At 50.2% G+C, this 14,370-nt stretch carries 13 protein-coding genes; 12 read left to right on the forward strand and 1 reads right to left on the reverse strand.

The genetic code is table 11. The annotated features are described in order from the left end of the window. Positions 1-9: 9 nt before the first annotated feature. A complete protein-coding gene (locus tag B5G11_RS11890; RefSeq protein WP_087253983.1) occupies positions 10-885 on the reverse strand; it encodes an arginase in 876 nt (291 codons plus the stop codon). An 84-nt stretch (positions 886-969) separates the two neighbouring features. Between B5G11_RS11890 and B5G11_RS11895 the strand changes: the two genes are divergently transcribed. The 12 genes from B5G11_RS11895 to B5G11_RS11950 are packed head-to-tail and all read left to right on the forward strand — an operon-like array spanning position 970 to position 14,354. Then, positions 970-2,529, forward strand: a complete 1,560-nt coding sequence (locus tag B5G11_RS11895; protein ID WP_087253988.1) for a UDP-N-acetylmuramoyl-L-alanyl-D-glutamate--2,6-diaminopimelate ligase — start codon at positions 970-972, stop codon at positions 2,527-2,529. Continuing rightward, positions 2,508-4,736: a primosomal protein N' gene (priA, locus tag B5G11_RS11900; protein WP_087253991.1), complete on the forward strand. Its 2,229-nt coding sequence runs from the start codon at positions 2,508-2,510 to the stop codon at positions 4,734-4,736. Before B5G11_RS11895 ends, priA begins: the two co-directional genes overlap by 22 nt. A 21-nt stretch (positions 4,737-4,757) precedes the next feature. Then, on the forward strand, positions 4,758-5,228 hold the full coding sequence (def, locus tag B5G11_RS11905; RefSeq protein ID WP_087169288.1) for a peptide deformylase: 471 nt from the start codon (positions 4,758-4,760) through the stop codon (positions 5,226-5,228). A gap of 18 nt (positions 5,229-5,246) precedes the next feature. Beyond that, positions 5,247-6,191 carry a methionyl-tRNA formyltransferase gene (gene fmt, locus B5G11_RS11910; RefSeq protein WP_087253994.1) on the forward strand — a complete coding sequence of 315 codons (945 nt, stop codon included), beginning with the start codon at positions 5,247-5,249 and terminating at the stop codon, positions 6,189-6,191. A gap of 27 nt (positions 6,192-6,218) precedes the next feature. Then, complete coding sequence (locus B5G11_RS11915) at positions 6,219-6,923, forward strand: zinc metallopeptidase (RefSeq protein ID WP_087253997.1); 705 nt, start codon at positions 6,219-6,221, stop codon at positions 6,921-6,923. Then, positions 6,916-8,226: a 16S rRNA (cytosine(967)-C(5))-methyltransferase RsmB gene (gene rsmB, locus B5G11_RS11920; RefSeq protein WP_087169291.1), complete on the forward strand. Its 1,311-nt coding sequence runs from the start codon at positions 6,916-6,918 to the stop codon at positions 8,224-8,226. Before B5G11_RS11915 ends, rsmB begins: the two co-directional genes overlap by 8 nt. After that, the gene (rlmN, locus tag B5G11_RS11925; RefSeq protein ID WP_087254000.1) at positions 8,227-9,297 is read left to right on the forward strand and encodes a 23S rRNA (adenine(2503)-C(2))-methyltransferase RlmN; all 1,071 of its coding nucleotides are present in this window, start codon (positions 8,227-8,229) and stop codon (positions 9,295-9,297) included. Beyond that, positions 9,275-10,018, forward strand: a complete 744-nt coding sequence (locus B5G11_RS11930; RefSeq protein ID WP_087254003.1) for a Stp1/IreP family PP2C-type Ser/Thr phosphatase — start codon at positions 9,275-9,277, stop codon at positions 10,016-10,018. Before rlmN ends, B5G11_RS11930 begins: the two co-directional genes overlap by 23 nt. Beyond that, positions 10,012-12,117, forward strand: a complete 2,106-nt coding sequence (gene pknB / locus B5G11_RS11935) for a Stk1 family PASTA domain-containing Ser/Thr kinase (protein ID WP_087254007.1) — start codon at positions 10,012-10,014, stop codon at positions 12,115-12,117. The genes B5G11_RS11930 and pknB overlap by 7 nt, the downstream gene beginning before the upstream one ends. Before the next feature lie 35 nt (positions 12,118-12,152). Continuing rightward, complete coding sequence (rsgA, locus tag B5G11_RS11940) at positions 12,153-13,031, forward strand: ribosome small subunit-dependent GTPase A (RefSeq protein ID WP_087254010.1); 879 nt, start codon at positions 12,153-12,155, stop codon at positions 13,029-13,031. A gap of 11 nt (positions 13,032-13,042) precedes the next feature. Next, the gene (rpe, locus tag B5G11_RS11945; protein WP_087169296.1) at positions 13,043-13,705 is read left to right on the forward strand and encodes a ribulose-phosphate 3-epimerase; all 663 of its coding nucleotides are present in this window, start codon (positions 13,043-13,045) and stop codon (positions 13,703-13,705) included. Beyond that, positions 13,698-14,354: a thiamine diphosphokinase gene (locus B5G11_RS11950; protein ID WP_087169297.1), complete on the forward strand. Its 657-nt coding sequence runs from the start codon at positions 13,698-13,700 to the stop codon at positions 14,352-14,354. The genes rpe and B5G11_RS11950 overlap by 8 nt, the downstream gene beginning before the upstream one ends. Positions 14,355-14,370: the final 16 nt, after the last annotated feature.

Here is a 14,370-nt window from a genome sequence, read left to right on the forward strand (position 1 = left end):
CATCATTTGTCAGAAGGTCTCTTTTCGTTCGGCGTTTGTGATAAAGTCAACCAGCTCGGAGACAAAGTCGGCGGTCCGGTTATCGCGGTCAAACTCCTGGTTGAACTCGACGATCTCATATGATATAATCGGCAGTTCTTTCATCAGAGTTCCCATCATTTCATAGACTTCTTCTTCCGTAAACCCGCTTTTGACAGGAACAGACACTCCCGGCATCAGGGCCGGATCCATGGAGTCAATGTCAAAGCTCAGATGGAAGTAGTTCAGGCGGGAGAGATACTGTACCGCCTCGGAGAGACACGAAGCCAGTCCCTTTTTGCAGATCTCCGGATAGGTATAGAAGCGGATCCCAAGATCTTTCATGATCGTAAGCTCCGGCGGATCGATATCCCGAAGTCCAAGATATACAATGTTCTCAGGGCGGATCTTGGCACCCGGGTGTAAGAATCCGGTGAGTTTAGGATCGCCAAGTCCCAGAAGAGAAGCTACCGGCACACCGTGAATATTTCCGGTTACCGTCGTGGCATCCGTATTGATATCCGCATGGGCATCGATATAGATCAGTCCGATTTCCTCTTGAAAGTGATCCTTTACATAGACACTGGCAGCCGAGGCAGAGCCCATCACTACACTGTGGTCACCGCCCAGAAACAAAGGAGTCTTTCCCGTCTCAAATACAGAATACATATACTGGGCAATGCTCTGACAGGTAGCAGCCACGGTATTCCGGTTTTTTAATACGCAGTCCGGATCTTCCTCCATGATGATTTCCGGAAGCTTTACAATTCTTAAATTTTCGTAACGATTTCTCAGATAATCCAGACTATATTTCAGTCCTGGTGCGCCAACCCCAAAGTGCATCGGACATCCAAAAATACTGAACATAGCAACCTCCAATGATATAGTTTTTGTGCCTAACCAGTATAACATGAGGGTATGGAAAAGACAAGGAGGGCTCTAAGATGACGGTTGGCGAAAAGTAACAATTATGCTATGATTACTTATATTGATAGTAAGAACTGTCAGAAAGTATGCGGGCTTATGAGAGCAGTTGAGCTTTTACAGGCAGTCCGGTATGAGCCGGCAGGAGAGAAGATCCGGTTTCCGGACAGAGAGATTTCCGGAGTCAGCATCGATTCCAGAGACTGCCGGGAGGGTTCGGTGTTTGTATGCATCCGGGGAAGCGTATGCAACGGGAGCCGCTATGCAAAAGAAGCGGTCCGGCATGGAGCAAAGGTTCTGGTGGCAGCAAAAGAAGAGCAGGAACTGATCGGTAAGATACTTGGGCAATTCCCGGAATGTGAAGGAGTCCTTGTAGAGGATGAGCGGGAGGCAGCGGCCCTTCTGGCGGCAAGGTACGAAGGAGAACCGTCGAGATCCATGACGATGATCGGCGTGACAGGAACCAAGGGAAAGACGACGACAGTCAGCATGATCCGGAAGATCTTGTCGGAGGCCGGAATCCGGACCGGAATGATCGGAACGACCGGGCAGTTTGACGGGAAGGAGCATCTGCCGTCCGAACATACGACGCCGGATGCGGTGACCTTGCAGAGAAGCCTTGCAAGAATGAGGAAAAATGCCTGTCGTGCCTGTGTGATGGAAGTATCCTCCCAGGCATTGAAGCTTCAGAGAACGAAGGGGATCTGCTTTGATACCGGCGTGTTTTTGAATCTGGGGGATGATCATATCGGGAGATTTGAGCACGCGGACAAAGAGGAATATCTGGCATGCAAGAGGAAACTGTTTTTGCAGAGCCGGGAGGCAGTGGTCAATGCGGATGATCCGGCATGGAAGCAGATGCTTGCGGGAACGGAATGCCCGTTTCAGACCTTTGGTATCCGAAATGGAGACTTCCGGGCAGAGCAGATCCGGACGGAAGGATTTGTCCAGGGGCATCCGGGGGTGGAGTTTGACATCGGGAAGGTGCATTTTCAGATCCCGGCACCCGGAATCTTTACCGTATACAATGCGCTGGCCGCTGTCCGTGTCTGTATGCGGTACGGCGTGACGCCGGAGACGGCAGCCGGATCTCTTCTTGATTTTCAGGTAAAGGGACGGATGCAGTTTTTCTCCATCCCGGGAGGAGGAGAGGCGGTCATCGATTACGCGCACAATGCCATGAGCCTTGAAAGTGTGCTTACGACACTTCGGGCATACCGACCGGCCCGGCTGATTACGGTGTTTGGCTGCGGAGGCCAGAGGGCGAAGGAACGTAGATTTCAGATGGGCGAAGTCTCGGGAAGACTGTCGGATCTGACGGTGATTACATCTGACAATCCAAGATGGGAGGCCCCGGAGGCGATTATGGATGACATCGAGACCGGAGTACGAAAGACAGACGGGAAGTATCTTCGGATCACGGACCGGAAAGAAGCAGTGAAACAGGCGGTGGAGATGGCAGGACCGGGCGATCTGGTTGTGATCGCGGGAAAAGGCCACGAGAATACCCAGGAGATTCAGGGTGTTTTCTATCGGATGGATGAACAGGAATTGGTAGAGGAAGCATGTACGCAGAAATTATTATAGATATCACACATGAAAAACTGGACCGGACCTTTGAGTATGAGGTGCCGGAAGAACTGGAAGGGACACTTGCCGTCGGAAGCAGCGTTCTGGTTCCGTTTGGAAACGGGGACAAAGTCCGAACAGGTTTTATCATCGGATTTTCGGAAAAGAGCAGCTTTGACCCGGAAAAGATCAAAGAGATCAGGGGAAAAGCTCCGAAAAGTGTCCGGATCGAGGAGAATCTGGTAGCGCTGGCAGCCTGGATGAAAGAGCATTACGGCGGTACGATGATCCAGGCGCTTAAGACGGTCTGGCCGGTAAAGAAACAGGAGCGTCCAAAAGAAAAGCGGATCATCCGCCGGACTGTCACAGAGGAAGAAGGAAGAGAGTGGCTTGCTCTGTTCCAAAGGAAGAATCAGAAGGCAAGGGCAAGGCTTTTGGAGGCGCTTCTGGAAAATGAGGAGCTGGATTACGGCTGGATTTTGAGAAAGCTTGGTCTGACCGCTTCGGTTGTCCGGGCACTGGAGGAAATGCAGATTCTTACCGTGGATACAGAAACGGTATGGAGAAATCCGGTCAAGGCATCCGAAGAGCAGACGAAGCAGATCGAATATACAACAGAGCAGAAAGAAGCAATCCGGATTTTCAAGGAGGATTTCCAGCGGGGAAATCCGGGGACTTATCTTCTGTACGGCGTGACAGGAAGCGGGAAGACGGAAGTTTACATGGAGATGATCCAAAGCGTTGTACAAAGCGGCAGGCAGGCGATTGTCCTGATCCCGGAGATAGCATTGACCTATCAGACGGTCATGCGGTTTGTGCGGGTATTTGGAAACCGGGTGTCCATTATGAATTCCAGACTGTCTGCCGGGGAACGCTATGACCAGATGATGCGGGCGAAGAATGGTGAGATCGATGTGATGATCGGCCCAAGGTCGGCGCTTTTTACCCCGTTTGAGCATTTGGGTCTGATTGTGATTGACGAAGAGCATGAAACGACCTATAAAAGCGAGCAGGTGCCAAGGTATCATGCAAGGGAGACCGCGATCGAGCGGGCCAGAATCGAAGGGGCGGGCGTGGTGCTCGGATCGGCGACACCGTCGCTGGAAGCCTTTGAAGGATGCAGGAGAGGGCAGTACCGCCTGCTCCGCCTGACCCAAAGGGTGAAGAAGCAGAAGATGGCCGAGGTGTCCGTGATCGATATGCGAAAGGAACTGCAAAAAGGAAACCGCTCCATTTTAAGTGACTGTTTACGGGAGAAGATCGAGGACCGGCTGAAGCGGCGGGAACAGGTTATGCTTTTCCTGAACCGGAGGGGATTTGCGGGCTTCCTGTCTTGCAGGTCCTGCGGATATGTAGTAAAATGTCCTCATTGCGACGTGTCTTTATCCTGGCACAGAGGGGGACGGATGGTCTGCCATTACTGCGGGTATGAGGAACCGATGATTCATACCTGCCCGTCCTGCGGTTCCCCTCACATCGGAGCTTTTAAGGCAGGGACGCAGCAGGTGGAAGATCTGATCCAGAAAGAGTTTCCGGAGGCAAAGGTGCTTCGGATGGATCTGGATACGACAAGAGGGAAGGAAAGCTACGAGACTATTCTCTCGTCGTTTGCAGATCAGGAGGCCGATATTCTGATCGGTACCCAGATGATCGTAAAGGGACATGATTTTCCAAATGTCACCCTGGTCGGGGTGCTGGCGGCGGATCTTTCCCTTTATATCAGTGACTACCGGGCGGCAGAGCGGACTTTTGCGCTTCTTTGTCAGGCGGCAGGCCGTGCAGGCCGGGGGGATCTGCCGGGAGAAGCGGTGATCCAGAGCTACAATCCGGAGCATTACAGCATACAGGCCGCGGCAAGGCAGGACTACGAGGCGTTCTTTGCGGAGGAGATGAAGTTCAGGACGCTGATGGGATATCCGCCGGCGGCTCACCTGATGGCGGTGCTGATGACGAGCGAAGATGAGGCGCTTTTAAATAAAGGGGCCTACTATCTAAAGCTGTTTGCGGGCAGGATCCGGACGGATGCAGGGCTTGAGATCATCGGGCCTGCCAGTCCTGCCATCGGAAAGGTGAAGGATCAGTACCGGAAAGTGCTTTATCTGAAGCATGAGGATTACCGCGTGCTGACAGAGGCAAAGGATAAGATGGAACAATATATTGAGATTAATGAAGGATTTCAAAACATCCGGATCCAGTTTGACTTTGATCCGGTTCAGACATTTTAATAGTAAAGAGAGGGATTCATTATGGCAATCAGAAAGATACGGGAAGTTGGAGATGACGTACTGGAAAAGCAGTGCAAAAAGGTGGACAAGATGACACTTCGGACGAAGATCCTCATTCAGGATATGTTCGATACGATGTATGACGCAATGGGAGTCGGACTTGCGGCTCCGCAGGTTGGCATCTTAAAGCAGATCATCACCATTGATGTAGGAGATCAGCCGATCGTGCTGATCAACCCGGAAATCATTGAATCGGACGGCACGCAGACCGGGGAGGAAGGATGTTTAAGTCTTCCGGGCAAATACGGCATTGTAACCCGTCCGAACCATGTCAAAGTGCGGGCGCTCAACGAGGACATGGAAGAAGTCATCTGGGAGGGAGAAGGCCTCCTTGCAAGAGCATTCTGTCATGAGATTGATCATCTCTCCGGCCTGATGTACATGCGTCTTGCAGAAGACGGCATCCATGACAATGCAGCGGAAGAAGAATAGAAAGGACTGTGACAGAGTATGAAAGTCATTTTTATGGGAACACCGGATTTTTCCGTCGGAACACTGGAGGCGCTTCTTGAGGCAGGACATGAGGTTGTCCTTGCGGTGACACAGCCGGACAAGCCGAAGGGAAGAGGAAAGGAAATGCAGTTTCCTCCGGTCAAGGAGACGGCTCTTCGGCATGGAATTGAGGTTTACCAGCCAAGACGGATCCGGGAAAAAGAATGTATCGAGAAACTTGCCGCCTATCAGGCGGACATCATGGTTGTCATCGCTTTTGGACAGATTCTGCCAAAAGCGATTCTGGAGATGACGCCGTATGGCTGTGTCAATGTTCATGCATCCCTGCTTCCGAAGTACCGGGGCGCGGCGCCGATTCAGTGGGCCGTGATCAACGGGGAAAAGGAAAGCGGCGTGACGACCATGCAGATGGACGAAGGACTGGATACCGGAGATATGCTGTTAAAGACAACGATTGTTCTGGATGAAAAGGAGACGGGAGGAAGCCTTCACGACAAACTTTCAGATGCCGGGGCAAAGCTCTGTGTTGAAACATTAAAACGTCTGGAGGAAGGAAGCATCCAGCCGGAAAAGCAGGGAGAAAGCCCGACGGAATATGCCCGGATGCTGAATAAAGCGATGGGAGCCATTGACTGGAATCAGGATGCGGTTTCTATTGAACGACTGATCCGTGGTTTAAATCCATGGCCAAGTGCATATACTACATGGGACAACAAGACAATGAAAATCTGGGATGCGGATGTGACAGAAGATGTGCCGGGAACGGAAGATGCCGGACCGGGAGAGATCACGGCAGTGTCCAAAAAGGATTTCACAATAAAGACCGGAGAGAAGAGTCTGGTGATCCGGGAGCTTCAGATTCCGGGGAAAAAACGGATGGACGCGGGCGCGTTTCTGCGTGGATATCCGCTGGAAACAGGAATGAGTTTAGGGGAGAACTGATCTGAATAAAGAAAGGGAGAGGTAGAAATGCCATTTTACTATTACTATGATCCGACGTACAGCCTTGTACTGATCGGGCTCCTGCTCTGCCTTGCGGCATCGGCGCGGGTCCGTTCTACCTATGCAAAGTACGGGAGAGTGCGGAGCCGTTCCGGACTTACCGGCCGGGAGGCTGCCGAGCAGATTTTGCGAAGTGCAGGGATCTACGATGTGCGGATCGAGCATGTGAGCGGAAATCTGACGGATCACTTTGATCCAAGGAACAGGGTACTGCGTCTGTCAGATGCCACGTATCAGTCTGCTTCCGTAGCTGCGGTTGGAGTGGCGGCCCACGAGTGCGGACACGCGATCCAGCATTCACGGGGATATGCGCCGTTGAAAATCAGAAGCGCTATCGTTCCGGTGGCGAATTTTGGATCGGCCATCGCATGGCCATTGATCCTTCTGGGACTGTTATTCAACAGCCGTTCTTCGTATCTGCTGATCCAGATCGGGATTCTGGCATTTTCGTTTGCCGTTTTGTTTCAGCTTGTTACCCTTCCGGTGGAGTTCAACGCATCGAGAAGGGCAGTGCAGATTCTGGGAGAGAGCGGGATGCTGCTTCCGGATGAGCTCTCCATGACGAAGAAAGTATTACGGGCTGCGGCGCTGACCTATGTGGCAGGAGCTGCCTCGGCGATTCTGCAGCTTCTGCGTATCATTCTGCTGACAGGAGGAAGACGGCGTGAATAAACCGATCGAAGAAAGAGAACTGATTCTTGCCATTTTGCTGGAAGTGACAAGAGACAAGGTGCCGGGACACCTGGCCCTGTCAAGAGTCCTTAGCAAGTATCAGTATCTGGATAAAAGAGAACGTGCCTTCATCACAAGGGTGACGGAAGGAACGCTGGAGCATATGATCGAGATTGATTACATCATCGATCAGTTTTCCAAAACAAAAACAGCAAAAATGAAGCCGGTTATCCGTATTATTTTAAGAAGCGCGGTCTACCAGCTGAAGTATATGGATCAGGTACCGGCCTCCGCAGTCTGCAATGAGGCGGTAAGACTTGCAAAGAAGAGAGGATTTCAGAATCTTTCCGGATTTGTCAATGGAGTACTTAGGACCATCGCAAGACAGATGGATCAGGTGAAGCTTCCGGAGCATCCTCTTTCCAGACGTCTTTCTGTGCAGTATTCCATTCCGGAATGGATGGTGGAAACGTGGCTTTCGAGCTATCCGGAAGAGACGGTGGAGAAGATGCTTTCCTTTATGATGGAAGAGCATCCGACCTGTATCCGGTTTGACCCGGAACGGATCACCAAAGAGGAAATCAAAGCCCGCCTGAAAGAAGACGGAGTGGAAAAAGTGGAGGATCATCCGGTTCTCCCGTATGCGCTGTGGATTTCCGGATACGATTATCTGGGCGGCCTGGAAACATTTGAAGAAGGACTGTTTTATGTGCAGGATGCAAGTTCCATGATGGCGGTGGAAAGCCTGCCGGTCAAGAAAGGCGATTCGATTATCGATGTCTGTGCCGCGCCGGGCGGGAAAGCGCTCCATGCGGCGGAAAAGCTTGCGGGAACCGGGCATGTGGACGCCAGAGACCTGACGGAATATAAAGTGGGTCTTATCGAAGAGAATATCGGGCGCAGCGGGCTTACCAATATCAGCGCGCGGCAGCAGGACGCAAGAGTGTGCGATGAGGCTTCGGTTGAAACGGCGGACATCGTCATTGCCGATCTTCCATGTTCCGGCCTTGGCGTACTTGCCACAAAGAAAGATATCCGTTACAATATGACGCCGGAGACACAAAAAGAGCTTGCCGCGCTTCAGCGGGAGATCTTGTCCGTGGTGCATCGTTATGTGAAGCCGGGCGGAACGCTTCTTTACAGCACCTGCACCATCAACCGGGAGGAGAACGAGGAAAATACAGCCTGGTTTCTGGAACAGCACAGGGAGTTTGCACTTAATAAGGAAAAACAGTTTCTTCCGGGCATTGATCCGTGCGACGGATTTTACATAGCAGTTATGAAAAAACAGGAGTCGAAATAGATGGAAAAGAAAGATATTGCGTCCTATACTCTTCAGGAACTGGAAGACGAGATGAAAGCCATCGGTGAAAAGCCGTTCCGGGCAAAGCAGATTTACGAGTGGATCCATGTAAAACTGGTGGAATCCTTTGATGAGATGACCAACGTATCCAAAGCTCTCCGGGAAAAGCTGGACCGGGAGTATGAGATCGCGACGGTAAGTCTGGTGGAACGGCAGATTTCCGGAATCGACGGAACGAACAAATATCTCTTTGAGCTTTCGGACGGAAACATGATTGAGAGTGTCCTGATGAAATATAAACACGGAAACAGCATCTGCATTTCCTCCCAGGTAGGATGCAGGATGGGGTGCCGCTTCTGCGCGTCAACCATCGGCGGACTGGTGCGAAACCTCACCGCGTCAGAGATGCTGAGAGAAGTGTATGAAGTGCAGAAAATCAGCGGGGAGCGGATTTCCAACATCGTTGTGATGGGAACGGGCGAACCCCTTGACAATTATGAGAATTTCGTCCGGTTTATCCGGATGGTCAGCGACGGGCACGGGCTTCACATCAGCCAGAGAAACATCACCGCATCCACCTGCGGGATTGTGCCGAATATCCGGCGCCTGGCGGATGAGAAATTTCAGATCACGCTGGCGCTTTCCCTTCACGGATCCAACCAGGAGAAGCGGAAATCACTTATGCCCGTGGCAAATAAATATGAGCTGTCTGAAGTCCTTGAGGCGTGTGACGAGTACTTTGAAAAGACCGGAAGAAGGATCACGTTTGAGTACAGTCTGGTGCACGGTGTCAACGATACAGAAGAAGACATCCGGGAGCTGACGGCCCTTTTGAAGCATAGAAACTGCCACCTGAATCTGATTCCGGTCAACCCGGTAAGGGAAAATAATTTCAAAAGACCGGATAAAAAAACTGCAGGGATTTTTCAAAATAAACTTGAAAAAAATGGGATTAATGTTACTATAAGAAGAGAAATGGGCTCTGATATTGACGGAGCCTGTGGTCAGCTCAGAATAAAACACAGAGACAATAATAAGGAGAATGAAAATGAAAACATTTTCAATGACTGATATTGGAAGAAAAAGAGAGGTCAATCAGGACTACGTGTTCGCTACAGATGAAACGATCGGGAATCTCCCGAATCTTCTTGTGGTAGCTGACGGAATGGGCGGACATCGTGCGGGTGACTTTGCTTCCAGGTTTACCGTGGAGGTTCTGGCCGAAGAGGTACAGAACTGCAAAGAGACCCATCCTGAGACGATTCTTGGAAACTCGATCCAGGCGGCAAACGAGCGGCTTTTAGAAGAGGCCGAAAAGGACAACAGGCTGGAGGGCATGGGAACGACTCTGGTTGCTGCCACGATAATGGATCATGTACTTTATTTTGCAAATGTCGGAGACAGCAGACTCTATCTGATCAACAAGGAGATCCGACAGCTTTCCAAAGACCATTCCATGGTGGAAGAGATGGTAAGGCTTGGAGGACTGACAGAAGAGGAGGCAAAGCATCATCCGGATAAAAATATCATCACACGTGCGATCGGGGTGAAGCAGAAAGTAGAGCCGGACTTTTTTGAGTACCGCTTAAAGGGCGGAGACATCATACTGATGTGCAGCGACGGCCTCACGAATATGGTAGATGACGATGAAATTTTTCAGATTGTAAAGAGCGCACGTGATATAGTGGAAGCAGTGGAAAGTCTAATTCAAAGAGCAAATGAAAACGGCGGCTCGGATAATATTGGAGTAGTACTGGCGCAGCCGTATGCAGATGAGGTGAGTGTATGGTAAAAGATGGTATTGTATTAGGGGAGCGGTATGAGATCCTCAGTAAGATCGGTGCCGGAGGCATGGCCGATGTTTACAAAGGACGCGACAATGTACTGAATCGTTATGTTGCCGTCAAAGTACTGAAAAAAGAATACCGGGAAGATGAAACCTATGTGAAGAAGTTCCGGTCGGAGGCTCAGGCCGCAGCCGGAATCATGAATCCGAATATTGTCAATGTCTATGATGTAGGCGTGGACCGCGGACTTTATTATATGGTAATGGAGCTAGTAGAGGGAATCACGCTGAAAGAATATATCGCAAAGAAAGAAAAGCTGACACCGAAAGAGGTAATCAGCATCACACTTCAGGTATGTGCCGGCATGGAGGCGGTACATAAAGGCCACATCATTCATCGTGATATCAAACCGCAGAATATTATTATTTCAAATGAAGGAAAGGTAAAAGTAACCGACTTCGGTATTGCCAAGGCGGCAAGCTCTAATACAACGAGTTCCAATGCCATGGGATCGGTCCACTATACTTCACCGGAACAGGCAAGAGGGGGCTTTTCCGATGAAAAGAGCGACATCTATTCCATCGGTATTACGATGTATGAAATGGTGACCGGTCGCGTGCCGTTTGACGGAGATTCCACAGTTGCGATTGCCATGAAGCATCTCCAGGAAGAGATCGTGCCGCCGTCAGAGTACGTGCCGATGCCGTACAGTCTTGAGCAGATCATCTTAAAATGTACCCAGAAGAATCCGGATCTGAGATATCCAAACGTGACACTGCTCGCACAGGATCTTAGAAGATCACTTTCCGATCCGAATGGTGATTTCGTGAAGAACGGCGCTGCCGCATACGGTGCAGGCGCTGATACTGTCATGATTTCCGAGTCAGACAGAAGGAAACTTCAGAATCAGTACGATGACGAGTATGATGATGACGACAGATACGACGATGAGTACGATGACGGATACGACGATGACCATGACGATGGTTACGACGATGACGATTACGATACAAGAAACCTGAAAACCCACAGGAACAAAGAGGAACACACCGGCAAGAAGCCGAAGATGAGCAATATGATGAAGATCATTATTGCGCTGGTGGCAGTCCTTGTTGTCTGTGCGGCAGCTTACGGAATCGGAAGCGCGGTAGGCCTTTTTGGAGGAGGCTCCGGCAGTCAGGAAGAGGAAGAAGTCCGTATGGCGGACGTTCCGAATCTTGCCAACCTTGGCCTGACAGAAGACCAGGCAAGAGAAGCTGCCGAGAAAGCAGGATTCAAGCTGGAAGTATCCGGCACCGAAGCGTCTGACCAGGACGAAGGTACTGTCATCGATCAGGATCCGGAATATGGAGAAGAGGCTGAGAGAGGAAGCACGATCAATGTTGTTTTAAGTGCAGGACCGTCGACCGTGACTGTTCCGGATGTAACCGGTGATGATGTCAGCACGGCAACCGAGAAGATTGAGGCCGAAGGACTCAGCGTGGGTTCCACAAGTGAAGAGTACAGCGATGAGTACGATGAAGGAGAAGTGATCCGGACGACACCGTCTTCCGGCAGTGAGGTGGAAGAAGGCTCCACAGTTAATCTGGTAGTCAGCCAGGGAGTAAATCCGGAGGATGAGATGGTGACAGTTCAGAGCTTTGTCGGCATGCCGGAGAGAAATCTGACATCCTGGGCGGAAGATAATGGCATCAACGTAGACCGGTCCGAGGACTACAGTGATGATGTGGGCGTAGGAAGAATCATTTCCCAGTCTCTGACATCCGGCACTGTGGCAAAAGGCACGACCATCAGCTACGTGGTGAGCCTTGGAGGAGAGCCGGACGAAGAAGAACCGTCGGACAGCAGTAATAACAATGACAACAACAGCAGTGACAATACCAATAATGGAGGAAGCGATTCCTCATCCGGAAACGATTCCGGATCTTCTACATCTTCGGATGGACCGGTCTGGGAGAGTAACATCGCATCCTGGGTACAGGAAAACGGAAATCCGAAATATAATGTGGAATACGAGGAAAATTCTTCAGTAAGCCGCGGACAGGTGATCCGTTACGAACAGAATTCTGACGGAAGCTACACCTTTTATGTCAGCCTCGGCTAAGGACAGGATGCGGACAAACATACAAGGAGACTTTCATGAAGGGTAAGATTGTGAAAGGAATTGCCGGATTCTACTACGTTCACGTAGTAGAATCCGGTGTTTATGAATGTAAGGCAAAAGGGATCTTCCGAAAGGAGAAGATCAAACCGCTTGTAGGAGACAATGTCGAAATTGATGTGATCAATGAGTCGGAGAAAACGGGGAATATCACAGAAATCCTGCCAAGGAAAAATGAACTGATCCGTCCGGCGGTCGCAAATATCGATCAGGCACTGATTGTATTCGCGGTGACAAGCCCCAAACCCCATCTGAATCTGCTGGACAGGTTTCTGATTATGATGGAGAGTAAATCCATTCCGGTGACGCTCTGCTTTAATAAAAAGGATCTGGCAGACGAAAAAGAATGGGAACTGTTAAAAGAGACTTATGAAGCCTGCGGCTATCCGGTTATATTTACCAGCGCTGCAAAAGAGGAGAATATCGATCAGGTAAGGAAGATCCTGGAAGGAAAGACGACTGCCCTTGCGGGACCGTCCGGTGTGGGAAAATCCTCACTGATCAATCTGCTGGATCCGGATGCCAATATGGAGACCGGAGAAATCAGCAGGAAGATTGAACGGGGACGCCACACAACGAGACATTCCGAACTGTTTTCCATTGGCGGGGAGACCTATATCATGGATACGCCGGGATTTGGTTCGCTGTATGTGAATGATTTTGAAAAAGAAGATCTGAAGGATTATTTCCGTGAATTCAGACCTTACGAGGGAAGCTGCCGTTTTCAGGGATGCAGCCACATCCATGAACCGGGATGCGAGGTAAAGGAGGCACTTTCAGAAGGATTCATTCCGAAGAGCAGATATGAAAATTATCTGGAGATGTACCGCGAACTGGAGCAGAAAAAGCGATATTGAGGAGGAAAAGCATGAAATATATTTTGGCGCCGTCTCTTTTGGCGGCAGATTTTAAATGTCTTGCCGGGCAGATGAAAATGACAGAGGAAAACGGGGCTGAGTACCTGCACTTTGATGTAATGGACGGGATGTTTGTACCAAGTATCTCTTTCGGGATGCCGGTATTAAAGTCCATCAAAGGAGCTACAGAGCAGGTGATGGACGTGCATCTGATGGTTCAGGAACCGGTCCGCTATGTGACAGATTTTGCAGATGCAGGCGCGGATATCATTACGATCCATCTGGAAGCATGTCAGGATGTGAAGGAAACGATTCAGAAAATTAAGAACTGCGGGAAGAAGGCAGGGATTTCCATCTGTCCGCAGACGGATGCGGATCAGCTGCTCCCGTATATGGAGCTTGTGGACATGATTCTTGTCATGAGTGTACAGCCTGGATTTGGAGGACAGAAGTTTATTCCGGAATCCATTGAAAAGATCAGGAAGGTACGCCGGATGATTACGGAATGCGGCCGGGACATTGATCTGGAAGTGGATGGAGGAATCTATCAGGACAATGTAGAGGAAGTGCTGAAAGCAGGGGCGAATGTAATTGTTGCAGGATCCGCGGTATTTGGCGGAGATCCGGGACAAAATACAAAGGCTATGATGGAGAGATTAAGACAATATGAGTAGAGTGACAATCATCATCAGCGGAGGCGCGATTAACGATAATTTCGCACTTTCCGTACTGGAATCTTACGAATCGAAACGTATCATCGGAGTGGATAAAGGAGTGGAGTTTCTGTACAGGCACAAAATTGAGCCGGAGTACATTGTAGGGGATTTTGACAGTATCTCAGAAGAAGTAATCCGCTATTACCGGGAGGAGACGAAAATTCCGATCCGGGAGTATAATCCGGTCAAGGATGCATCGGATACAGAGATCGCAATCCGGCTTGCCATTACACTTGGCTGCGACCGGATGATTATTCTGGGAGCAACGGGATGCAGGATTGACCATGTCTGGGCCAATGTACAGTCTCTGGAAATTGCCAGAAAGGCAGGAATACAGGCGGAGATTCTGGATTCATGCAACAGGATCCGGCTCTGCGACCGGGAAGTGCGCCTGAAACGGCGCAATGCATTCGGGAAATATTTTTCCCTGTTCCCGTTTGGGGGAGAGGTGGAGGATCTCACGATCCGTGGAGCGAAATATCCGCTGAACCATCATCACCTGCTCCCGAACGACAGTCTCTGTGTCAGCAATGAGATCGCGGAAGACGAGCTTGTGATCACGTTTGCATACGGAACACTGATTTTGATGGAAACAAAAGACGAGTAAGAAATTTACAAAGAGA

Origin of the sequence: Drancourtella sp. An57 (assembly GCF_002161525.1) — a bacterium.
Classification (GTDB): Bacteria; Bacillota; Clostridia; order Lachnospirales; family Lachnospiraceae; genus Sellimonas; species Sellimonas catena.

Excerpts from the sequence above, each read along its gene's own strand:
- B5G11_RS11890 (WP_087253983.1), bottom strand. The coding sequence starts at position 885 with ATGTTCAGTATTTTTGGATGTCCGATGCACTTTGGGGTTGGCGCACCA.
- pknB (WP_087254007.1), top strand. The coding sequence starts at position 10,012 with ATGGTAAAAGATGGTATTGTATTAGGGGAGCGGTATGAGATCCTCAGT.
- B5G11_RS11950 (WP_087169297.1), top strand. The coding sequence starts at position 13,698 with ATGAGTAGAGTGACAATCATCATCAGCGGAGGCGCGATTAACGATAAT.
- rlmN (WP_087254000.1), top strand. The coding sequence starts at position 8,227 with ATGGAAAAGAAAGATATTGCGTCCTATACTCTTCAGGAACTGGAAGAC.
- rsgA (WP_087254010.1), top strand. The coding sequence starts at position 12,153 with ATGAAGGGTAAGATTGTGAAAGGAATTGCCGGATTCTACTACGTTCAC.
- rpe (WP_087169296.1), top strand. The coding sequence starts at position 13,043 with ATGAAATATATTTTGGCGCCGTCTCTTTTGGCGGCAGATTTTAAATGT.
- B5G11_RS11915 (WP_087253997.1), top strand. The coding sequence starts at position 6,219 with ATGCCATTTTACTATTACTATGATCCGACGTACAGCCTTGTACTGATC.
- B5G11_RS11930 (WP_087254003.1), top strand. The coding sequence starts at position 9,275 with ATGAAAACATTTTCAATGACTGATATTGGAAGAAAAAGAGAGGTCAAT.
- priA (WP_087253991.1), top strand. The coding sequence starts at position 2,508 with ATGTACGCAGAAATTATTATAGATATCACACATGAAAAACTGGACCGG.
- fmt (WP_087253994.1), top strand. The coding sequence starts at position 5,247 with ATGAAAGTCATTTTTATGGGAACACCGGATTTTTCCGTCGGAACACTG.
- def (WP_087169288.1), top strand. The coding sequence starts at position 4,758 with ATGGCAATCAGAAAGATACGGGAAGTTGGAGATGACGTACTGGAAAAG.